We start from the raw sequence: 20,052 nt of genomic DNA on the forward strand, positions 1-20,052 counted from the left end.
ATATATAACATTCGTTGTAATATTATAAAAGCGTAACGTTTGACTGTATGGTTCATTATCATGTATCATATTTTCATCAATAAGTTATTAAAATGAGTTACATAGATTGAACGTTTTATAATGATTCATTCATTTGTAAATAAGGCGAAAGGCCTGGTTCATTCTATTGAGCTCAGGAGGCTGCGGAGTCCGGACGGGAAGTTCAGCATATGCGCCTGGGGTGCCTGACCTGAATGTGCTACTAGGATCCCTAACGGATCTGCCGCAAAGTCCATAAATTATATTTCGGTGAGGTGGTTTTAGATGGGGATATGAAACTTTACCGGATCGGTGAATTGGCAAAAGCCGGGGGCGTCAGCGAGCGCACGATCGATTATTATACCAAGCTGGGACTGATCTCTCCCGAGAAGCGCACCCTTAAAAATTATCGTTTGTACAGCCATGAAACCTTGCTCCGGCTCAAACGTATTAATGAATTGAAACAAGAGAAATATACTCTGGAAGAGATCCGCCAGACGCTTGCCAAATGGGAAGCTGCCCCGGAGCTCGATCACGTTTCCGACAGGCTTTCTTATTTGGAGCTGCACATGCAGCAGCTTGAACGCGAGGTCAAGGAGCTCAGCCCGATTCTGGAAAAGATGAAACCCGGGCAGGCTCGGCGCCTGCTGCTGAATTTGCTGCCCCAGGGAGCGGCATGCATCGAAGCGATCCGGCTCTTCCTTGAGCAGGGGCCTACCCTTTAAGGCGGGCACCAACGTTTTCCCACAGGTATCGACACATGCAGGAGGTTGTAAAATGGGAATGTATATCCTTATTATCATCGCTTTCGGATTTTCCCTATGGGCGCAGTTCAGAGTCCAGGGAACGTTCAGAAAATGGTCCGACGTACCGGCATATAGCGGCATGACCGGCTATGATGCAGCCCGTCACATGCTCGACAGCAACGGGCTGCACGATATTCCGATCGAGCCGGTCCGAGGCGCTTTATCCGATCACTATGACCCGATTCATCGCGTTGTCCGCTTATCCGAACCGGTCTATTATGAGAATTCGATTTCGGCGATTTCCGTCGCCTGCCACGAGGTCGGACACGCCATTCAGCACAAGCAGCATTACCCGATGCTGGTGCTTAGACACCGGATTTTCCCTATCGTCAATTTCGCTTCGGGGATCGCTCCGCTGCTCATTATCGCCGGCTTTTTGTTCCAGTGGATGGGACTCCTCGGGATCGGGATCATTTTCTTCTCCGTTGCCGTCGCCTTCCAGCTGATTACGCTGCCGGTCGAATTTAACGCAAGCAACCGCGCACGCGACATTATGGTAGCCGAAGGTTATATTACGAACGAGGAAGAAAGAGGCGTCGCCAAAGTGCTGAATGCCGCAGCCCTGACCTATGTGGCTGCCGCGCTGATTTCCGTGCTGGAGCTTCTCCGCTACATTTTGATTTTCGTTAATAACAACCGCGACTAACGCGAAACGCAAAAAACACCCTGGTCGGTTACGAACCGACCGGGGTGTTTTTATTGTTGCCGTTATGATGTTTTCCGTTTTTTGAAGTCCCGGTTTGCTGCTGCAGTCCAAAGTAGCTGATCAGAAAGGAGCGGAAGGCCTGCGCTACCCGCGGCAGCTTGTCGTCCGAGCGATGGATGAGCCCGATGGTGCGCGTCACCTTCGGCTCCGATATCCGTACCCGGGCGGGCTGCAGCGGATTGGTCTGAAAAAGCGCCATTTCCGGCAGGATGCTGACCCCCATGCCGGCGGCGACCAGTCCGCGAATCGTATCCGTTTCCTCGCCTTCAAACGCGATCTTTGGCGTAAATCCCGCTTCCAGGCAGGCATGCCATACGATCGGCCTAAGGGAATAACCTTTGCTGAACAGGACGAATTTATCGTCCTTGAGCTGGCTGAGCTTGATGTTTTCTTCCTTGGCCAGCGGATGGTTCGGAGGCAAAATCGCAAACAGCTCCTCCGTCAGCATGACTTCCCCTTCGACCTGTTCATGCTTTTCCGGAAAAGGCGAAATGAAGGCCAGATCCACCTCGGCCGAAATGACGTCGCGGATCAAGGACGGGAACATGCCCTGCTTGAATCTGAACTTCACATTCGGATACCGGCGCTTGAATTCGGCCACGACAGACGGAATAAGATGGATCCCCAGACTATGCGGAAAACCGATCCGGATTTCGCCTTGCTCCGGGTCCAAAAATTCATGAACCTCGGCTACCGCTCTGTCGAGATCTTTGAGGATGCTGTCCACCCGTTTGCAAAACAGCTGGCCTACCGGCGTCAGCTGCAGGTTTCTTCCCTTTTGCATAAACAATTGAACGCCCAGCTCTTCCTCCAGCTGATGAATCTGACGGCTGACCGCAGACTGGGCCACGTGAAGCTCCTCCGAAGCCTGGGTGACATGCTCTTTCTGCGCTACCTTCAAAAAATACTGCAACTGTCTTAATTCCACCTGTTACTCGCTCCATTCTGCTTTTTACGCGGGTCCTCTTATGACCTTCTATACCGTTTCTTCAATATCCTTGCCATTAAGCCGTAAATGAAAAATCCGCCGACCAGTCCGCCCAAATGGGCCATCCAATTGATTTTAATTTGATCCGTCCCCATTGCAAAGGAGAAAAAGATACCAATGAACAGCAGGGCGTAAATCGTTTTGCGCGAGGAATCGTCCATCAGGTTCCGCTGCAGCAGGGCGATGTAGAGATACGCCCCGTACACGCCGTACACCGCGCCTGAGGCGCCGAGCGTAATGAGGACATCGCCCAGGCGGTTATAATGCGCAACCGACAAAATATTGCCGATCACGCCGCTGAGCAGATATAACAGCGCATACCGCCAAGCCCCGAGCAGCCGCTCAAGCGGCGGACAAAAGACGAGAATCGCAAAATCGTTGAACAACAGATGCGAAAAACCTCCATGCAGAAACAGGGACGTCAGGTATCTCCACCATTCGTTATATCCCTCCACATTGGTCAGGGCGCCGAATTTCAGGATCGTATTGTTGTCCGAGGCGCCTCCGTTAAACACGACGATCAAATACATAATGATATTCGCCACAAATAATATCGTCGTAATCGGATAATATTTTAAATAACTTTTCCAATTTTCATAACGAACAAATAACATGCCGCACATCCTTTGCTATAACTGTACCGGGACAAGGCCTGACTCCGGGCAATCACCCATTATTCGACGGCAACTTTAAGCCGTATCCATCCATCCCATTGGACAATGCCTTTTTAAAAAGATTATAATGAAACTTGGCACGAATCACCAATTTCCATATCCGAAAGGAGAATGAACCATGGCACAAGAACGCACAGGTGCTGCAACTTTTAAAGGCAATCCGATTACGCTTATCGGTCCCGAACTGAAAGCGGGCGATCAGGCTCCGGATTTTACGGTCAGCAAAAATCTGCTTGAACAAGCTACCCTCAAAGATTTCGCAGGAAAAATCAAGTTGATCAGCGTGGTTCCTTCCCTCGATACCGGCGTATGCGACGCCCAGACCCGCCGCTTCAACGAAGAGGCATCCGCCCTTGGCGACAACGTAGTCGTCTTGACCATCAGCGCGGACCTTCCGTTCGCCCAAGAGCGCTGGTGCGGAGCAGCCGGCGTTGACCGCGTCGTGACGCTTTCCGATCACAAAGACATGTCCTTCGGCGAAGCCTACGGGGTTCATATCAAAGAATTCCGTCTGGACATGCGCTCCATTTTCGTCGTCGATCAAAACGACAAAATCACGTACGTGGAATACTTGAAGGAAATGGCCGAGCATCCGAATTACGAACAAGCGGTAGCCGCCGTAAAAGAGCTGCTGTAAAAAGCGCTACCTTAAGTATATGCTTATCAGGGCACAAGAAAAAGCCTATCGTCGTTCTTTCGATGAGGACAGACCGTTTTTTCATGCCCCATAATCCATCAAGCCGGTTTGCGCACTTGTTTTCGCGTATGCCGGCACCTGAAAAAAAGCGGGAGAAAGCTTGCGTCTTTCTCTCGCTTTTTCATGCCTATCGTTAGGAGACCTTATATTTGCTTAGTTTTTTGTCGAGTGCCGAAAACAAATTGAGAATAATGCGGTAGTTGGCCCCCAAATCCCCCAAGGACCCTCTGGAAGCGGAATACATGTCCACCGCGCTGCGTACCGGGCCTACCGAAAGCACCGATACCGTGATGTCCACCGTTCTTCCGAATGACGTCCTTTTTTCCAGCGTGATTTCTCCGACGGAAGGAACCTCATGCAAGACCTTATACCCCGGGATCTTCTTTAATGTCGAGGATATTTCCTCCCATGCCTTGTCTTTCGATAAATTGTAGTAGCGCGTCTTCATCTTCGGATCCTTCGCGCGGTCGCTCGTACCTTCCTGACTGCGAAAGACTCCCACTAGAACCCTTTTCAGCGACAAGACCTTTCCCCCTTTGTAGTAAGCATCATCAATACTTTACAGTGTACCATTGTTCAGGACAGAACAAAAGAGAAAGTAGGGTAAAAAATCGCCGAAAAGGCATTAGGCATCAGGGCATGAAGCGTTTGCAGCTGATTTTGGCGCACCCTTGCGAGACATGCAAATGTTGTCCGAAAAAGCAAAAAGACACTCCGGCATGCGGAACGTTTCCGCAGCACGAAGTGTCTGCCATTTCTTCAAAGGAAAACCCGCCTATGCCGTCCGGTTAAATTGTCTTCTGAACCTGCTTTGGCAGGTGGGTGATCGCGGATGCGTTTTTGAAGTCCCCTTGTCGTATAGACAGGGCTTTTCAGCCGCACATCGTAAAAATCTCCCTAGACATCATCATTGGTTCAAAACAACGATTAACCGTGGCGAACATCGCAGGATGTACTTATATTATAGACCTTTTTTATCAAAAAGTAAATGTTGCCGCCGAATATTACGGAAAGAAGCGGGTATTTGTCAGTCTTTTTTTGCCGGTTCCTTTTCGCGTGCATCCCCGTCGCCAGGTTCGAAATCCGCAGCGCCTGCAGATGCCTCTTCCCCGTTTTCGGATTCGGCCGCTTCTTGTTCCTCCAGTTCCTTTTGCTTAATCCGCTCGGCCTGTTCCTGCATTTTCGTGAACGTGGCATAAAAGTTGAAAAATGCCCAGTACGCGATCAAGCTTCCGCCGAAGAAGAAGATGAGCGCCGGATATTTGGAGCCAATGAACAGTACGACCGCGCTTCCGAGAACCGTCGCAATCACGCGGAACGGGCGGATAATCGTAATCAGCACCGCATTTTTCAAAATTTGCCGGATGCTCATATGGTAATGGACGATCATGGAAAAGAAATTGAACAAGGAAATGAAAAGTACGATCAGCAGGATCAGCATAACGATGCCGATGATCTGCATGTTTTTGAACTGCGTCATGTACACGGTGTAGTCCACCATCATGATGACAAGCAGCAAAACGTAAAAAATGCCCCCGATCATGCTTTGCTTGTAGTTTTCCTTGTACGATCTGAAAAACAGGCTGAATATTTTTACATCGGGGTCGCCCATAACCCATTTGCGCACGACCGCAAACAGCGCAGCCGTAGCCGGAAACAATGTAAACGGTGCCACAATACCCATGGCCCAGTTCATTTGAAGCGATTCGTTTGCGCCGGTCACCAAAAGCCTGGTCACCAGGAAAAAGAAAAACGGAGACGAACAGATCAGCCACAGGATGTTGCTGTATGCAAAGCGGGTGATCCATTCCGTAATTCGGTAAATACCGCCCATTGCGCCTTTAAATTCCAAGAAAAAGTCTCCTCCCCCACTATCTATGCTTGTACATACTCATATTTTACCGCATTTTGGCCCTATATTGCCAGAGCCTAATTTTTCGGGGAAATGGGTCATGGTCTATACCTTGAGCCGTTAACCCACATAAGATACACAGTAACCCAAAGGAATCAAACAATTAAGGAGGTAATTCTTCATGTCCCATGTAGCTGGATACGGTTATGGCCCTGGATTTGGTGGTTTGTGGGGTTCCACAGGTGCGATTCTTGTTCTCTTCATTCTGCTTGTTATCATCACTCGCGCATTCATTTATTAATTTGGGCGAACGATTTGCAATCAAAAAAAGAGACGAAGGGCAGCTGCTGCTCTTCGTCTCTTTGCGTTTGGAACCGGAGGACGTTAACGTTCCCCGGATTAGCTGTTGTAAGATTCGTCGCGTTTGGACGAGCGTCTGCCGTCGCTGCTGCTCGTGCGAGGCTTGCGGTCTCCGTCGCGATAGGAGTCGCTGCGTCCTCCGCTGCGGTTGTAGCCGCCGCGGTTGTCGCGGTCGCGGTTATTTCCGCCTCTGCCTCCGCTGTTGCTGCGGAAGCCGCCGTAGTTGCCGGACGGTCTGCGTCCGTTGCGAAGATCCGGCTTGCCGCTGTTGTAACGGCGTTTCACGCGGATCGGCTCTTCCGGCGTAAGCTGGATATCGGAATCGCGTTTTTCGCCGGTCAGCATTTTCATCGCCGCGGACAAAAGCTGCACGGAATCGTACTGCTCAAGCAGCTGGATCGCCAAACCTTTGTATTCGTTCAGCTCGCCTTTGTCGATCGTCTCCAGCAGGCGCTCCGCAATGATGCGCTGTTTGCCTTCGATCGCTTCGGCCAGCGTAGGCAGCGGCTTGCGGGCAATGCGGTGGCGCGTTACGCGTTCGATCAGGTGCAGGTGGTCGATTTCGCGAGGCGTTACGAAGGACCAGGCAGTGCCTTCTTTGCCCGCGCGGCCCGTACGGCCGATACGGTGAACGTAACTTTCCGGATCCTGCGGCAGGTCAAAGTTCACGACATGGGTTACGCCGGACACGTCAAGGCCGCGGGCCGCAACGTCCGTCGCCACGAGCACGTCGATGCTTCCGTCGCGGAACTTGCGCATAACGGTATCGCGCTGGTTCTGGGACAGGTCGCCATGAAGCCCGTCGGCGGAATATCCGCGTTTTTGCAAAGCTTCCGAAAGCTCGTCGACGCGGCGCTTGGTGCGTCCGAACACGATGGCAAGCTCAGGGGATTCCATGTCGATCAAGCGGCAAAGCGCTTCGAATTTCTGACGTTCAGGAACTTCGATGTAAGCCTGGTCGATCAGCGGCGCGCTAACCTGTTTCGGAACGACCGATACATGTTCAGGGTCTTTCAAAAATTGCTGGGCAAGTCTTTGGATGTTCGGCGGCATTGTTGCGGAGAAAAGCATCGTTTGGCGATTTTCCGGAACCAGCTTCAGGATCGATTGGATGTCATCCATAAAGCCCATGTCCAGCATTTCGTCGGCTTCGTCCAAAATGACGGTTTCGACGTCGTCGAGACGAATCGTTTTACGGTTAATGTGGTCGAGCAAACGGCCTGGAGTACCGATAATGATTTGCGGTTTTTTCTTCAAGGCGCGGATTTGGCGTCCGATGTCTTGGCCGCCGTAGATCGGCAGGGAGCCGATGCCTTTGAAACGGGTCAGTTTTCCGATTTCTTCCGCGACCTGGATCGCAAGCTCGCGGGTCGGAGTCATAACGAGAGCCACGATTTTGTCCGTGTCCTTGGAAATTTTGTTGATCAGGGGGATGCCGAATGCCGCGGTTTTACCCGTACCGGTCTGTGCCTGCCCGATCAAGTCGCGTCCTGTCATCGCGATCGGGATGGATTGTGCCTGAATAGGTGTCGCTTCCTCGAATCCAAGCTCAGTAATAGCGCGAAGAACCTTCGGTTCAAGGCCTAAGTCTGCAAAATTTTTCAAAATATTCATACTCCTTCTATAAAGTGGACATTCCACAATCTTGTCTGTATTCTTAAGTAGCGGTAAACATATATAGGTTAGCCATTCCTACATCATTTTTTGCATGGCTTATATTCTCTATAGCGTTTATTCAGGGTAAAAACACCCCTAAAAGGCATTTGCGAACATCAAATTCGTGCCGCTTCGGGCACAATATAGGGAACGGCACCTGCAGAGCCCCTCTTCGTTCGAACGTACGCCGTTCATCGCATAATCCCTTTTTATGAAAAACGGTAATTTTTCTCCTGAAACAATGTCAAAATAATACTATTGTACAAGCCTACTCAAGAATATCCAATCCATTATATCACAAACCAAATTGCAAACACCAGCGCCTTGAAACAATGACTGAAAATTTTTATGAAAATTTATGTACTTATGGAAACGGGGGTGAACCTGTGAAACTCAGCAATGTCTGGAAATACGTCGTCGTGATCATCGGCGCGGCGCTTATCGCTTGCGGATTCAACCTGTTTTTGGTCCCGCACAAGCTGCTCAGCGGCGGCGTATCGGGTCTATCGATGCTCGTCAATTATTTTACGCCGGTAAATCTCAGCGTTTTGTATTTCGTCTTTAACGTACCGATCCTCGTCGCGGGCTGGTTTCAGCTCGGGAAACGGTTCATCGTGCTCAGCATTTTGTCGGTCGTGGCCACGACGTTTTTCATCGCCGTTGTTCCGGTCAACCTGCTTGCGTCGGATACGCTGTTGGCGTCGGTGTTCGGAGGGGTTCTGGTCGGCGTAGGGGCGGGCATATCTTTTCGGGCCGGCGGCTCCTCGGGCGGATTTGACATTATCGGCTCCATCGTGACGCGTTACCGCGATTTTCCCGTGGGCAACGTGCTCGTCGCAATGAACGGCCTGGTCATTCTTGCCGCCGGATATTTTCAAAACGACTGGAACCTCGCCCTTGCCTCGATGATTTCGATCTTCGTGACCGGCAAAATGGTGGACTTCATCCATGTCAGCCATTTCAAAGTCACCGTTTATATCATCACCAACGAGACGGAAGCGCTGCTGCAGAAGCTGCTCGAACGTCCGCGCGGCGTGACCAAAATCAAAACCGAAGGGGCGTTTTCCCACGAGTCCAAAGACATGCTGATGACTGTAACGACCCGCTACGAGCTTCAAGAGCTGAAACGCATCATCAAGCAGACCGATCCGAAGGCCTTCGTCAATATCGTCGAGACCGTCGGGGTAATGGGTTCCTTCCGCAGAAGCTGAATTTGGCGGTCCTTGTGTAAAAAGGGTGCGATTTGTGGTATATTAATGGTGCGCGGTTCCTGCATAAGTTCCATGAGATTAGGTTTGACAAGGGTTTTCCAGGCACTTAAACGCTTTTCCGATTCCTTGGCTTTAAAGAATTAGGGCTGTAAAGAATCCGAGAGGAAAGGGTGATTTTTGTGGAAATGGAAACGGTGAAATTGTCCCAAATCGTCATGAAATGGTTCCCCGATATGATGCCATTCTTGAAGCAAAATGAACTGAATTCGCTCATTGTGCTGCGGGACGGACTTGGAATCCTGGAACAGGAAGATGCAATGGAAATCATCCAGTACAGCATCTGTGAGCACCAAAGCTCTGCGCCTCTTCAATAATGAAGATGTGGAAAACGTATAGAAAGATCCGTGCCGCCCGTGATCAGTCCCTGAACCATACTGGAAACAGGCGGCATTTTATTCTGATGATATTATAACGGCCCAAATGCCCGGTTTCTCGGGCGACGGCACCCCGAAACACGCAAAAACCGGAAGCTCATGGAACATCTGGGCTCCGGTTTTTTGGGTTTCAACTACACTACCGATCCTTCCCCTTGGGATCTTTTGCACAAAACCTCCCGTTCATGCCGTTTCACCTCGGCCAGCCATTCCTCTCTCACCGGGGTGCCCGCATTCCGGCAGTAGTAATCCCAGATCGCCCCGAACGGGTAAGATTTGAATTCCTCCACAAGCGCCAGTCTGGACGTATAATCCCCCTGCAGCTCGATTTCCTTCAGCCGGTCCACCGGCTCAAGCATCGCCCGCAGCAGAGCCTTCAGCGTGTTTCTTGTACCGATCACCCATGCGGCCACATGGTTGATGCTGCCGTCGAAGAAATCCAGGCCGATATGGGTTTTCTCCAGCAGCTTGCCGCGGACAAGCTCGCGGGCGATGTCGAGCAGCTCGTCGTCCATCGTGACCACGTGATCGCTGTCCCAGCGGACCGGACGGCTGACGTGAAGCAGAAGGCGTTCTCCGAACAGCAGCCAGGAGGACAGCTTATTCGAGATCGTTTCCGTCGGATGGAAGTGCCCCGAATCAAAGCAAACCGTTTTCCTGCGGCTGAGGGCGTAGCCCATATAAAATTCATGGGAGCCGACCACATAGCTTTCGGAACCGATGCCAAAAAGCTTGCTTTCCACGGCATCGATATTGAAGGCTTCGTCGATCGGATCGCTGAAGATTTCGTCCAGTGCTTCCATCAGCCGGACGCGCGGCGACAGGCGGTCGATCGGGGCGTCCTTGTACCCGTCCGGAATCCAAATGTTTGTGACGCAAGGCTGGCCCAGCTCCCGACCGAAATATTCGCCGATTTTGCGCGAGGCTTTGCAGTGATCGATCCAAAATTGCCGGACTTCTGCGTCGGGATGGCTGAGCGTAAAACCGTCGCTTGCTTTTTCATGCGAAAAGCAGGTCGGATTAAAATCCAAACCGTAACCCTTTTGTTTAGCCCACTTCACCCAATTTTCAAAATGCTTTGGCGCCAGTGCGTCCAGGTCAACCCGCTCGTCCGTATCCGTGTAAATGGCGTGCAGATTAACCTTATGGCGCCCCGGAATGAGCTCGAACGCTTTGTCGATATCGTCCCGAAGCTGTTCCGGCGTGCTCGCGCGCCCGGGATAACTGCCAGTGACGGCGATGCCGCCGCCCAGCTCCCGCCCTTCGTTCAGAAATCCCCTCACGTCGTCCCCCTGCCAGCAATGAAGCGAAATTTTGATGCGGGAAAGCTGTTCGAGGACATCGTCCACGTCGATGCCGTGCTTTTCGTACAATTTTTTGGCTTCGTTAAAGCTGTTTTGAATCGCAGCCTCCATCTGTTTCCCCTCCGGAATGTTCGTCATTGTGTTCGCGCCTCATCTTCGGTTCAGCCAAGCGACCGATACCGGTCCCGAAGCTCCTTCAGCCGTGCAGGGTCTTCTGGACGCGGCTCGTACTTCCGGATTTCGAAAGAGTGACGGATCATTCCCCTCGCCTCCCCAAGATCCCGAATGGCCCCATCCGCGATCATCTGCACGGCAAGGTTGCCGAGCACCGTGGCTTCGGTCGGTCCGGCATAAATCTCCATGCCAAGCAAGTCGGCGCTGAGTTGGCATAAAAATGCGTTGTTCGAGCCCCCGCCGACGATGTGAAGCTGCTTGAGCGGCTCTCCGGTCACATGCTCAAGCTCGCGGACATAAACGTCATAGGAAAGCGCCATGCTGTCAAAAATGCACCGGGCCAGTTCCCCGGGGGACGCCGGCACCGGCTGGCCGGACTGTCTGCAGAAGCTCCGGATCGCTTCCGTCATGTTCGGCGGGTTCATGAACCGGTCGTCGCTGCACGGAATAAGCGAGCGGAAAGGCTCGGCGGCAGCGGCCAGTTCAGCAAGCTCCGCAAACGAATAAGCGTTGTCAAGTTCTTTGCGGACCTGCTGGATCAGCCACATCCCCATCATATTTTTCAGGAAACGGTATGTGCCGAAGGCACCCCATTCGTTCGTATAATTGCATTCCATCGCCAATCGGCTTGTCAGCGGCCGCTCCCGTTCCACTCCGATAAGCGACCAGGTGCCGCTGCTGAGATAACCCCATGACGTCCCCTGCGCCGGAACCCCAAGCACGGCCGAAGCCGTATCGTGGGTTGCCGCACAGATAACCTCACACCGGGGAAGGCCATGCGCCCGGACAAGCTCCTCCCGGATAAAACCCAGCCGCGCGCCAGGCCGGACAAGTTCGGGAAACCGGCTTCTTTGAAGCCCCAGCAGCGCGAGCAGTTCGGCATCGTAATCCTGCGTATGCAGGTTCAGCAGCTGCGTCGTCGAGGCATTGGTCGCTTCGCTTTTCAAAACCCCGCACAGCCGGTAGTGCAGGTAATCGGGAACAAGCAATATATGCTCCGCCGCTTTCAGTTCTTCCCGGTCGTGCACGTACAGCTGGTATAACGTGTTGAAGGATAACTGCTGAATCCCCGTTTTCGCGTAGATTTCCTGAAAAGGAACATGCCGATGCAGACGCTCCGGAGCGCCATTCGTCCGGGGATCGCGGTACGCGTAAACTTCTCCGATCCGCTCCCCCTCCCGGTCCATCAGAACGTAATCCACCGCCCAGGTATCGATGCCGAGCGTGCAGGTTTCGATGCCGAGCGCTTTTGCCTTCCGCAGCCCCAGAAGAATCTGTTCAAACAAATACTCGATATCCCAGCAAAACTTCCCGTCTTTTTCATGAAATCCATTGCTGAACCGGTGGATTTCCCGCAAGCGGAGCGCTCCATCCCGGAGCGTCCCCCATATCACTCTTCCGCTGGAAGCGCCGATATCGACGGCCAAATAATTGTTCATACGCATGACTCCCGCAAAGGATTTTTTGCCGGACGGAACATCGATTGCCAAGCTCATCGGCTGTCGTTTGACGACCTGTTATATGCGGATACCTCCCCCTGAAAACGCCAAGCCGTATGCTGAATATACCCGCCGACATATATTTTGTATACTTTTTACGAATTAGTATATTGTATGAATCGCAGCGAATCAATCATTTTTTGGATGATATTGAAAATACTAAACGATAATAACCTTTTAATTCGTCAATGACGTATACTTTGCAGAAACAAAATCGTTTTATCTTATCTGCGACATGTATTGTCATAATTAAACGTTATGATCGATTCGTAAAATATTTGAAAGAGGTGGATGGAATTGCATTCTTTAAAAGGAAAAGTGGCATTGGTCGCAGGCGCTACGCGTGGAGCGGGCAGAGGAATCGCCGTTGAACTGGGAGCGGCCGGAGCGACCGTTTATGTAACCGGGCGGACGACGCGAACGATGCCTTCCGAGTATCGTCGTCCCGAAACGATCGAAGAGACGGCGGAACTTGTTTCTTCTGCCGGAGGGAAAGGCATCCCCGTACAGGTTGACCATCTGGATCCGCTGCAGGTTCAAGCTTTGGTGGACCGCATTGAGAAGGAGCAAGGGCGGTTGGACATACTCGTCAATGACATTTGGGGAGGAGAAAACCTGATACAGTGGAACGTGCCCGTATGGGAGCATTCGCTGGAGGCGGGATTCCGCATGCTGAGGCTGGCGATCGATACCCATATCATAACAAACCATTTTGCGCTGCCGCTGCTGATCCGGACCGGAAATGGGCTGGTCGTGGAAATGACCGACGGCACGGCGGCGTATAACGACCGGAATTACAGGTTGTCGCTGTTTTACGATTTGGCGAAAAATTCCGTCATCCGGATGGCCAAATCGCTCGCCCACGAACTGCAGCCTCATCGATGCACAGCCGTTGCGGTAACGCCAGGCTGGATGCGCTCCGAAATCATGCTTGAACACTTCGGCGTCCGGGAAGAAAACTGGCGGGATGCGCTCGAAAAAGAGCCGCATTTCATCATTTCGGAGACGCCCCGGTTCGTCGGGCGCGCGGTTGCGGCACTTGCCGGGGATCCGGAGGTAGCCCGCTGGAACGGCTGCTCTGTATCAAGCGGCGAACTGGCTAAAGTATACCATTTTTATGATCTGGACGGTTCGCAGCCGGACGCCTGGAGATATATCGAAGAGGTGCAGGATCAGGGCAAACCGGCCGATGCTACCGGTTACCGCTGAGCATCCGCATCCGTGGCGAGCGGCGCCGTCGAGTCCCGTACGATCACCGTCGGGACGATTTCCTCCCGGATTTGGCCGTTTTCTTCTTCCCTGAGCTCGAAGAGGAGGATTTCGGCGGCCCGTTCGCCTAACTTGCGCGTATTTTGATTTACGGTCGACAACGCCGGATTTGCGAATGCGCTCATCGCCAAATCGTCATACCCCATCAAGCTGACATCCTCCGGGATCCGGATCCCCATTTCCCTGGCCGCGTCCATCGCCCCGATCGCCTTTAAGTCGCTCGAGGCAAAAACGGCGGTTGGGGGATGTTCCATGGACATCAGCGACTTAAACCCCCGATAGCCCGTTTCCGCGAAATCTTCGCCCGGTAAAACGGTGATCCACTCCTGGTTGAAAGGAATCTGGTGCTGGGACAAGGCGAGCCGGTAGCCTTGCAGGCGGAGGGAAAACTCCTGGTTTACGTCCACCATCGACTCCCCGGGCAAAATCAGTCCGATATCCCGGTGCCCCAAAGAGATCAAATGCTGCGTCGCCAAATACCCCCCCGTCAAATTGTCGACGATCACGTACGGAATGCCCAGATGGGGATAAAAAAAATGAACGGTCACCATCCGGCGTTTTTCCTCTTTCCACCCCGTCAAATGCTGAATGTCGAACACATGGTTGGTCGTAAGCAAAATGATGCCCGCATCCGGATCGTCCGGCAGCTTGTACTCCTCGTTTAATCCCCACAGAAAAAAACGAATGCCGTTTTCTTCGCAAACGTCGCGAATCCCCTGGAACATTTCCGTAAAAAACGGATGGTTGAACGCCGCGACCACCTCGTTTTTATAGGCCAAATAAACGGTCCGCATCGATTTCCGCTGCGGGGCGCCGGCTTCGTTCACGAAGCTGCCTTTTCCACGAATCCTGTAGACGTACCCTTCCTGCACCAGATCGGACAGCGCTCTCCGCGACGTAATCTCGCTGGTGTTGTATTGCCTGGCGAGTTCGATTTGCGTCGGAAGCGGATCATGCGCCTTGAACTCCCCGGCTTCGATCCGGCGTTTAATGTCCTTCATAATATATTGATACATCGGCATTTTATCCGATTTTTCCATGCCCGTCACTGTTATCACTCCCTACAAATTGAGTTAAGTATACTTTAAGGGTATTGATTTCGCAAGAAGATGTCGGTTTATGCATGAATGCACGCCGCCCGGTTTCGTTTATTTCCATCATTGCTAAAATGCTGCCAATCCCCTGCTCCGTATGTATTTATGATGCCTGCAGGCAAAGCTACTCCATATACATGATTCGCCCTTGGACGAATTTGCAGCCGAAACCGCGAAACTTTCACCCCAAAATAATCGTCAAATTGTTACAAACCTGTTGTTTTTGAGCACAGCCGTTCTAATATAATCGTATTGTGAACGCGAACAAGGGAGAGAATATTATGAACATCATCTTGGCACTGCTGCTGTTTTTGGGCGGCAGCGCAGCTCATCATCCGCAAAACGGCAGCGATCAAGCCGCCAATTTATTGAATTCCGCCATTCATTCGGCCATCGCCAACTCCCAGCACAAAGACGTCGCCGCGAGCGCGAACGGTCAAATCGCCAAAAGCGATCCCCAAACGGATGCTCCCAAAGTCAAAGGCGTCTATGTGACGGCCTACAGCGCCGGAGGTTCCCGGATGAACCAGCTGCTCGATCTCGTGGATCAAACGGACCTGAACGCCATGGTGATCGACATTAAGGATGACGCCGGGTACATAACTTACAAGACGGACAACCCCGAACTGATCAAAAAGGGAAATCCCCAGCCGTTTATCCGCGACATCCACGGGCTGATGGACCGTCTGAAGCAGCATGATGTGTACCCGATCGCCCGCGTCGTCGTGTTCAAAGATACGGTTCTCGCCAAAAAACGTCCTGATCTTTCTTTTGTCAATCAAGATGGAACCGTATGGAAAAACGGCAAAGGCGACAGCTTTGTCAATCCCTTCAGCAAGGAAGTGTGGGATTACAACGTCGAAATCGCCAAAGAAGCGGCCAAGCTCGGATTTAAGGAAATCCAATTCGATTACGTCCGCTTTCCCGAGGGATTCGAAAAACGGGCCGATTCGCTGAAATACGTCAAAAACGGCAAAACCCGCGTCGAAACGGTCGCCGATTTCGTGCAGTATGCCCGGAAACAGCTGGCACCGATGGGCGTCCGCGTATCGGTCGACATTTTCGGTTATGCCGCTTCCGTTCCTGCCGCCGAAGGCATCGGGCAAGACTTCAACAAAATTTCCGCGAACGTCGACGTGATCAGCCCGATGGTATACCCAAGCCATTACACCCAGGGCTGGTTCGGCGCCAAGGACCCGGATAAGGAGCCGTACCGCACGATCAAAGGTTCGATGACCGATACCTTCAAAAAACTCGCTCCGCTCGCAGACCAAAAGCCGATCGTCCGGCCATGGATACAGGATTTTACCGCCAGCTGGCTCGGCAGCGGGCATTATATCAAATACGGCAAAACGCAGGTTGAAGAGCAAATTCGGGCATTGAAGGACATGCATATCGACGAATATTTGCTTTGGAATGCAACCAACCGCTACTCCCAAGGCGTGCAGTACAAATAAAACGCAACCTGCGGTTATATGATCCGTTGCCCGAACCCGGCCGCCATGGCCGGGTTCGTTGTTTCAAGGACCGGCACCGCAGATGATGGCGGACGTAGAAAGGCTGCTTAGGTACAGTCTTTTTCAGCGGCTTCGACGTATTTATGCCGGATTTCCCTGTTCAAAGGAAAGCGAATGCTTTAAAATGGATTTCTGTCGGTTAACATACGCGAATTTACTGTACTGTGAGGCTTAACATGAAAACAACGGTAACGATGAGCCAAAAGTTTAAACAATTTATAGTCATTTTGCTGCCGATTCTGGTGACGCAAATCGCCTTATCCGCCATTACGTTTTTTGATACGAACATGTCCGGCCACGCCGGTTCCACCGATTTGGCCGGCGTGGCCATCGGCTCGAGCCTGTGGGTGCCGCTGCAAACGGGCCTGAGCGGGATCCTGATGGGGATGACCCCGATCGTATCCCATCTTATCGGCGGAGGCCAGGCGAAAAAGGTCTCGTACCATGTGATGCAGGGATTATGGCTCGCCATTTTGCTTGCCGTCGCGGTTTTGGCCGTCGGAAGCATGCTGCTCCCGGTCATTTTGGACGGCATGAACCTTGAAAACGAAGTTCGATCCGTCGCCTTCCGCTTCTTGAGTTTCCTGTCGATCGGCATCATTCCGATGTTCGGATATACGGTGCTTCGCAGTTTCATCGATGCGCTGGGTCAGACGAGGATTTCGATGACGATTACGCTGATTTCCCTGCCGATCAACATTTTTCTGAATTACCTGCTCATCTTCGGCAACTGGGGGTTTCCGCGTCTTGGCGGCGCCGGAGCAGGCATCGCCTCCGCGATTACGTACTGGTGCGTTTTTGCGGTGGCCATCCTGTTCGTGATCCGGCTGAAGCCTTTCGTTTCCTACGGCATGTTCCGCCAATTTCACGGCGTGTCTTTCCGCGTGTGGAAGGAGCTGCTGAAAATCGGGGTGCCGATCGGCTTTTCGATTTTTTTCGAAACCGCGGTATTTGCAGCCGTTACGCTGCTGATGAGCCGCTTTAACACCATCACGATTGCGGCGCATCAGGCGGCCATGAATTTCGCGACGACGTTATACATGATCCCGCTCAGCATCAGCATGGCGCTAACGATTCTTGTCGGCTTCGAGAAAGGAGCCGGACGATTGAAAGACGCAAGGCAGTACAGCATTCTCGGCATCGGCTCGGCGGTGGCCCTGTCGCTTGTGACGGCCGTCGTGCTGCTTGTCGCAGGCCAATACGTCGCCGGTTTATATTCGGAGGAAAGCAAAGTCATCGCGTTGACGCAGCATTTTCTGATCTACGCGATTTTCTTCCAAATTTCCGATGCGATCGCGACGCCGGTGCAAGGCGCGCTGCGCGGTTACAAGGATGTGAACCCCGCCTTTATCATTACTTTTGTTTCGTATTGGGTGATCGGGCTCCCCGTCGGCTACCTGCTCGCTTCCTTCACGTCGCTTGGCGCTTTCGGCTTCTGGATCGGGCTTATAACGGGACTTGCCGTTGGCGCAACCCTGCTGCTGTGGCGTCTGGTGAAAGTACAGCGCGCCACCCGGAAGAGCGCGGCTATCGCCGCTTGACGGCGACCGTAAGACGAGTTCGAGTCTGAAAAATTGAAATTCCCACGAAAAAAGGAGCCTCCCCGGGTCGATCGACCTGCCGGGAAGGCTCCTTTCGTTCGTCTGCCGAAACGCATTCGTTACTGCGAAAGACGGGAAGCCAGCTCGTACAACTCCATGTTGAATTCTTTTTTCGTGTTGACCACCTTGTCGATGTCAGTGAGAACAAGCTCGCCTTTGATAATGCCGCAGGCTTTGCCGGATTCGCCTTCGATCAGCTTGCGTACGGCAAAGTCGCCCAGGCGGCTGGCCAGGTTGCGGTCGGCCGGCGTAGGCGTGCCGCCGCGCTGGATATGGCCAAGGCATGTGACGCGAGGTTCGAGCGTAGGGCAGCGGTCGGTGAGCGCCTTCGCCACGTCTTCGCCGCTTCCGACCCCTTCCGCCACGATCACGATGCTGTGGCGTTTGCCGAGGGCAAAGCTTTGCTCCATCCGTGCAGAAATTTCGTCCATGTCATGCGGTACCTCCGGCACGAGAATCGTTTCGGCGCCGGAAGCAAGGCCCGCGTACAAGGCGATGTCCCCGCAATGTCTGCCCATAACCTCGACGATCGAGGAACGCTCATGGGAGGACATCGTGTCGCGAAGTTTGTTGACGGCGTCCACGACGATGCTTACCGCGGTGTCAAAGCCGATCGTAAAGTCCGTAAACGAAATGTCGTTATCGATCGTGCCTGGCAGGGCCATCGTTTTGATGCCCAGTTTGCTCAGCTTGTTGGCTCCGTGGTAAGAACCGTCCCCGCCGATAACGACAAGGCCGTCGATTCCCCGTTTTCTCAGGATGTCGGCACCCTTTTGCTGTCCTTCGGGCGTCATGAATTCCTTGCAGCGCGCAGATTGCAGGATGGTCCCGCCGCGGTGGATGATGTCCCCGACGCTGCGCAGATCCATCGAAAAAATGTCGTCGTTCAGCAATCCCTGATAACCGCGTTGAATGCCGTACACTTCAAGCCCGAAATAAAGTCCGCTGCGTACCACCGCGCGAACGGCCGCGTTCATCCCTTGGGAGTCCCCGCCACTGGTTAGAACTGCAATCTTTTTCACTGTCATGAAAAATTCCTCCTCGTAATCACTCATACAAATGTTTGCGGATCCAGCGGCTGTTGACAAAGAAGAAGAGCCTGATCAGCGGGCTGCCTTTCATCAAGCGCTTGGACACGGAGCGAACATCCTGCTGCTCGCTGACTTTCGGATCGGACAAATAAATGGCCAGCAATCCCTCGATGATCATCCGGTGAAACGGCGGAACGGGAATGGACAATACATCCTTGCGGGCCGATCCGACAATCAGGGCGATCCGGTCCAGCATGATATCGGGAGAATCATAGTAATTGCAAAAGTTCAGATCCCCGCCAAGCCGATCCTCTTCCTGATCAATCAGGTAATCCAGCATAATGTGCAGACAGCAAACATGTGGAAAGTATGACGCATGAATGGAGGCCGCAGCCGCATCGCTCAAGTGCCGGTCACTCGCGGCAAGAAAAAGCATAAATACGCCCAGCGTTGAACCCGTAGCTGCGGCGAATTCGTTCCACTGCAGATGGGGGGTCCGTTCACGGTGAAGCTCCCACCACTCCAGCAAGGCCTGCTCCCTTAATTCGGGCTTGATATGCTTATAAACCTGCAGGTCGGTGTACAAGCCGGCTAAGTCCCGGATGTAAGGCATGGCAGACGCATAACCGGGAAGCTGGCGGATGCAAGCCTGGCAGGTCGTTACCAGGCTGCGCAGATAACCGCCGTCGTTTTGCTCCAGTCGCAGCGCGTAATAATTCACCGGCTCCGCCTCCGGATCGGTCGCGTCCAGCATGGACTGATGGAGCAGCCTGAAATCCTCCGGATCCATGGAGGTGCTGCGGTCGCATAAATTATCCAGATAATCGCTGATCGTCTGATAGGCGACGATAAGCTTCGTCAGGATCAGCCTGTCGGGCAGCGGAACCGCGGCATAAACGCCGCCTCCCTCGCAATGGAATTGCTTGGTCTCGATGCTGGCAAGCGCTTGTTTCCGCAGCTCCGGATCGGGAATTCGGTTCGCCAGGCTCCGCCATCCGTCCAGTTCCTTCCGCACTTCAGGCAGAACATGCTTATACACTCGTCCCATCAAGCTTATAGGGTTCCGGGGAACTTGATATTGACTTTGCCTTTGTTCATTCAAGACGGTGCCTCCACATTGTTGTCTACTTGTATCTATCCTAATGTTTCTTATTATAATAT

The 20,052-nt window shown here is 52.7% G+C and carries 19 protein-coding genes and 1 other RNA gene; 9 read left to right on the top strand and 11 right to left on the bottom strand.

Annotation, left to right across the window (positions count from 1 at the left end; translation table 11 throughout):
- Nucleotides 1-311: 311 nt before the first annotated feature.
- Together RJP21_RS27720 and RJP21_RS27725 are read left to right on the top strand one after the other, a co-directional pair.
- Nucleotides 312-743 (top strand): MerR family transcriptional regulator, encoded by a 432-nt coding sequence (locus RJP21_RS27720; protein ID WP_160040178.1) that lies wholly within the window; start codon nucleotides 312-314, stop codon nucleotides 741-743.
- A 52-nt stretch (nucleotides 744-795) separates the two neighbouring features.
- On the top strand, nucleotides 796-1,470 hold the full coding sequence (locus RJP21_RS27725; protein ID WP_160040179.1) for a zinc metallopeptidase: 675 nt from the start codon (nucleotides 796-798) through the stop codon (nucleotides 1,468-1,470).
- Nucleotides 1,471-1,498: 28 nt separating this feature from the next.
- On the opposite strand, the gene gltC is transcribed toward RJP21_RS27725, so the two are convergent.
- Together gltC and RJP21_RS27735 are read right to left on the bottom strand one after the other, a co-directional pair.
- Entirely contained in the window at nucleotides 1,499-2,458 is a 960-nt protein-coding gene (gene gltC, locus RJP21_RS27730) for a glutamate biosynthesis transcriptional regulator GltC (protein WP_310862150.1), read from the bottom strand.
- Nucleotides 2,459-2,496: 38 nt separating this feature from the next.
- On the bottom strand, nucleotides 2,497-3,132 hold the full coding sequence (locus tag RJP21_RS27735) for a rhomboid family intramembrane serine protease (protein WP_310862151.1): 636 nt from the start codon (nucleotides 3,130-3,132) through the stop codon (nucleotides 2,497-2,499).
- Between the two features lie 178 nt (nucleotides 3,133-3,310).
- Between RJP21_RS27735 and tpx the strand changes: the two genes are divergently transcribed.
- The gene (gene tpx, locus RJP21_RS27740) at nucleotides 3,311-3,829 is read left to right on the top strand and encodes a thiol peroxidase (protein WP_160040182.1); all 519 of its coding nucleotides are present in this window, start codon (nucleotides 3,311-3,313) and stop codon (nucleotides 3,827-3,829) included.
- Nucleotides 3,830-4,022: 193 nt separating this feature from the next.
- Here the strand turns inward: tpx and RJP21_RS27745 are convergent, their stop codons facing one another.
- The 3 genes from RJP21_RS27745 to RJP21_RS27755 form a co-directional block, all read right to left on the bottom strand.
- Nucleotides 4,023-4,412, bottom strand: a complete 390-nt coding sequence (locus RJP21_RS27745; RefSeq protein ID WP_160040183.1) for a DUF1499 domain-containing protein — start codon at nucleotides 4,410-4,412, stop codon at nucleotides 4,023-4,025.
- 241 nt (nucleotides 4,413-4,653) lie between these two features.
- Nucleotides 4,654-4,844: non-coding RNA, 6S RNA (gene ssrS, locus RJP21_RS27750), on the bottom strand.
- Nucleotides 4,845-4,916: 72 nt separating this feature from the next.
- Nucleotides 4,917-5,741, bottom strand: a complete 825-nt coding sequence (locus RJP21_RS27755; RefSeq protein ID WP_310862152.1) for a YesL family protein — start codon at nucleotides 5,739-5,741, stop codon at nucleotides 4,917-4,919.
- A 181-nt stretch (nucleotides 5,742-5,922) separates the two neighbouring features.
- Between RJP21_RS27755 and RJP21_RS27760 the strand changes: the two genes are divergently transcribed.
- Nucleotides 5,923-6,042, top strand: coding sequence for a sporulation protein YjcZ (locus RJP21_RS27760; RefSeq protein WP_201452121.1), 120 nt, complete (start codon nucleotides 5,923-5,925; stop codon nucleotides 6,040-6,042).
- Between the two features lie 98 nt (nucleotides 6,043-6,140).
- Here the strand turns inward: RJP21_RS27760 and cshA are convergent, their stop codons facing one another.
- Nucleotides 6,141-7,706 (bottom strand): degradosome RNA helicase CshA, encoded by a 1,566-nt coding sequence (gene cshA / locus RJP21_RS27765; RefSeq protein WP_310862153.1) that lies wholly within the window; start codon nucleotides 7,704-7,706, stop codon nucleotides 6,141-6,143.
- A 437-nt stretch (nucleotides 7,707-8,143) separates the two neighbouring features.
- On the opposite strand from cshA, the gene RJP21_RS27770 reads away from it, so the two are divergent.
- Together RJP21_RS27770 and RJP21_RS27775 are read left to right on the top strand one after the other, a co-directional pair.
- Nucleotides 8,144-8,968 (top strand): YitT family protein, encoded by an 825-nt coding sequence (locus RJP21_RS27770; protein ID WP_310862154.1) that lies wholly within the window; start codon nucleotides 8,144-8,146, stop codon nucleotides 8,966-8,968.
- Between the two features lie 185 nt (nucleotides 8,969-9,153).
- Nucleotides 9,154-9,342: a hypothetical protein gene (locus RJP21_RS27775; RefSeq protein WP_201452123.1), complete on the top strand. Its 189-nt coding sequence runs from the start codon at nucleotides 9,154-9,156 to the stop codon at nucleotides 9,340-9,342.
- A 194-nt stretch (nucleotides 9,343-9,536) separates the two neighbouring features.
- On the opposite strand, the gene rhaA is transcribed toward RJP21_RS27775, so the two are convergent.
- Nucleotides 9,537-10,817, bottom strand: a complete 1,281-nt coding sequence (gene rhaA, locus RJP21_RS27780) for an L-rhamnose isomerase (RefSeq protein WP_310862202.1) — start codon at nucleotides 10,815-10,817, stop codon at nucleotides 9,537-9,539.
- A gap of 50 nt (nucleotides 10,818-10,867) precedes the next feature.
- On the bottom strand, nucleotides 10,868-12,319 hold the full coding sequence (gene rhaB / locus RJP21_RS27785; protein WP_310862155.1) for a rhamnulokinase: 1,452 nt from the start codon (nucleotides 12,317-12,319) through the stop codon (nucleotides 10,868-10,870).
- 357 nt (nucleotides 12,320-12,676) lie between these two features.
- On the opposite strand from rhaB, the gene RJP21_RS27790 reads away from it, so the two are divergent.
- Nucleotides 12,677-13,588 (top strand): SDR family oxidoreductase, encoded by a 912-nt coding sequence (locus RJP21_RS27790; protein WP_310862156.1) that lies wholly within the window; start codon nucleotides 12,677-12,679, stop codon nucleotides 13,586-13,588.
- Here RJP21_RS27790 and RJP21_RS27795 read toward each other — a convergent pair.
- A complete protein-coding gene (locus RJP21_RS27795; protein WP_310862203.1) occupies nucleotides 13,579-14,688 on the bottom strand; it encodes a GntR family transcriptional regulator in 1,110 nt (369 codons plus the stop codon). The two genes, RJP21_RS27790 and RJP21_RS27795, sit on opposite strands and share 10 nt — an antisense overlap.
- 335 nt (nucleotides 14,689-15,023) lie before the next feature.
- On the opposite strand from RJP21_RS27795, the gene RJP21_RS27800 reads away from it, so the two are divergent.
- Both RJP21_RS27800 and RJP21_RS27805 read left to right on the top strand, forming a co-directional pair.
- Nucleotides 15,024-16,199 (top strand): putative glycoside hydrolase, encoded by a 1,176-nt coding sequence (locus tag RJP21_RS27800; protein ID WP_310862157.1) that lies wholly within the window; start codon nucleotides 15,024-15,026, stop codon nucleotides 16,197-16,199.
- A 236-nt stretch (nucleotides 16,200-16,435) separates the two neighbouring features.
- The gene (locus RJP21_RS27805; protein ID WP_310862158.1) at nucleotides 16,436-17,800 is read left to right on the top strand and encodes an MATE family efflux transporter; all 1,365 of its coding nucleotides are present in this window, start codon (nucleotides 16,436-16,438) and stop codon (nucleotides 17,798-17,800) included.
- 119 nt (nucleotides 17,801-17,919) lie between these two features.
- On the opposite strand, the gene pfkA is transcribed toward RJP21_RS27805, so the two are convergent.
- Together pfkA and RJP21_RS27815 are read right to left on the bottom strand one after the other, a co-directional pair.
- Entirely contained in the window at nucleotides 17,920-18,888 is a 969-nt protein-coding gene (gene pfkA / locus RJP21_RS27810) for a 6-phosphofructokinase (protein ID WP_160040200.1), read from the bottom strand.
- A gap of 19 nt (nucleotides 18,889-18,907) precedes the next feature.
- Nucleotides 18,908-19,939, bottom strand: a complete 1,032-nt coding sequence (locus tag RJP21_RS27815) for a tetraprenyl-beta-curcumene synthase family protein (protein WP_397386299.1) — start codon at nucleotides 19,937-19,939, stop codon at nucleotides 18,908-18,910.
- Nucleotides 19,940-20,052: the final 113 nt, after the last annotated feature.

Source organism: Paenibacillus sp. VCA1, from assembly GCF_031583795.1.
Classification (GTDB): domain Bacteria; phylum Bacillota; class Bacilli; order Paenibacillales; family Paenibacillaceae; genus Paenibacillus_AQ; species Paenibacillus_AQ albilobatus.

Excerpts from the sequence above, each read along its gene's own strand:
- pfkA (WP_160040200.1), bottom strand. The coding sequence starts at position 18,888 with ATGACAGTGAAAAAGATTGCAGTTCTAACCAGTGGCGGGGACTCCCAA.
- rhaB (WP_310862155.1), bottom strand. The coding sequence starts at position 12,319 with ATGAACAATTATTTGGCCGTCGATATCGGCGCTTCCAGCGGAAGAGTG.
- RJP21_RS27795 (WP_310862203.1), bottom strand. The coding sequence starts at position 14,688 with ATGGAAAAATCGGATAAAATGCCGATGTATCAATATATTATGAAGGAC.
- tpx (WP_160040182.1), top strand. The coding sequence starts at position 3,311 with ATGGCACAAGAACGCACAGGTGCTGCAACTTTTAAAGGCAATCCGATT.
- RJP21_RS27775 (WP_201452123.1), top strand. The coding sequence starts at position 9,154 with ATGGAAACGGTGAAATTGTCCCAAATCGTCATGAAATGGTTCCCCGAT.
- RJP21_RS27720 (WP_160040178.1), top strand. The coding sequence starts at position 312 with ATGAAACTTTACCGGATCGGTGAATTGGCAAAAGCCGGGGGCGTCAGC.
- RJP21_RS27800 (WP_310862157.1), top strand. The coding sequence starts at position 15,024 with ATGAACATCATCTTGGCACTGCTGCTGTTTTTGGGCGGCAGCGCAGCT.
- RJP21_RS27725 (WP_160040179.1), top strand. The coding sequence starts at position 796 with ATGGGAATGTATATCCTTATTATCATCGCTTTCGGATTTTCCCTATGG.
- RJP21_RS27735 (WP_310862151.1), bottom strand. The coding sequence starts at position 3,132 with ATGTTATTTGTTCGTTATGAAAATTGGAAAAGTTATTTAAAATATTAT.
- RJP21_RS27760 (WP_201452121.1), top strand. The coding sequence starts at position 5,923 with ATGTCCCATGTAGCTGGATACGGTTATGGCCCTGGATTTGGTGGTTTG.
- RJP21_RS27805 (WP_310862158.1), top strand. The coding sequence starts at position 16,436 with ATGAAAACAACGGTAACGATGAGCCAAAAGTTTAAACAATTTATAGTC.
- rhaA (WP_310862202.1), bottom strand. The coding sequence starts at position 10,817 with ATGGAGGCTGCGATTCAAAACAGCTTTAACGAAGCCAAAAAATTGTAC.
- RJP21_RS27815 (WP_397386299.1), bottom strand. The coding sequence starts at position 19,939 with ATGGGACGAGTGTATAAGCATGTTCTGCCTGAAGTGCGGAAGGAACTG.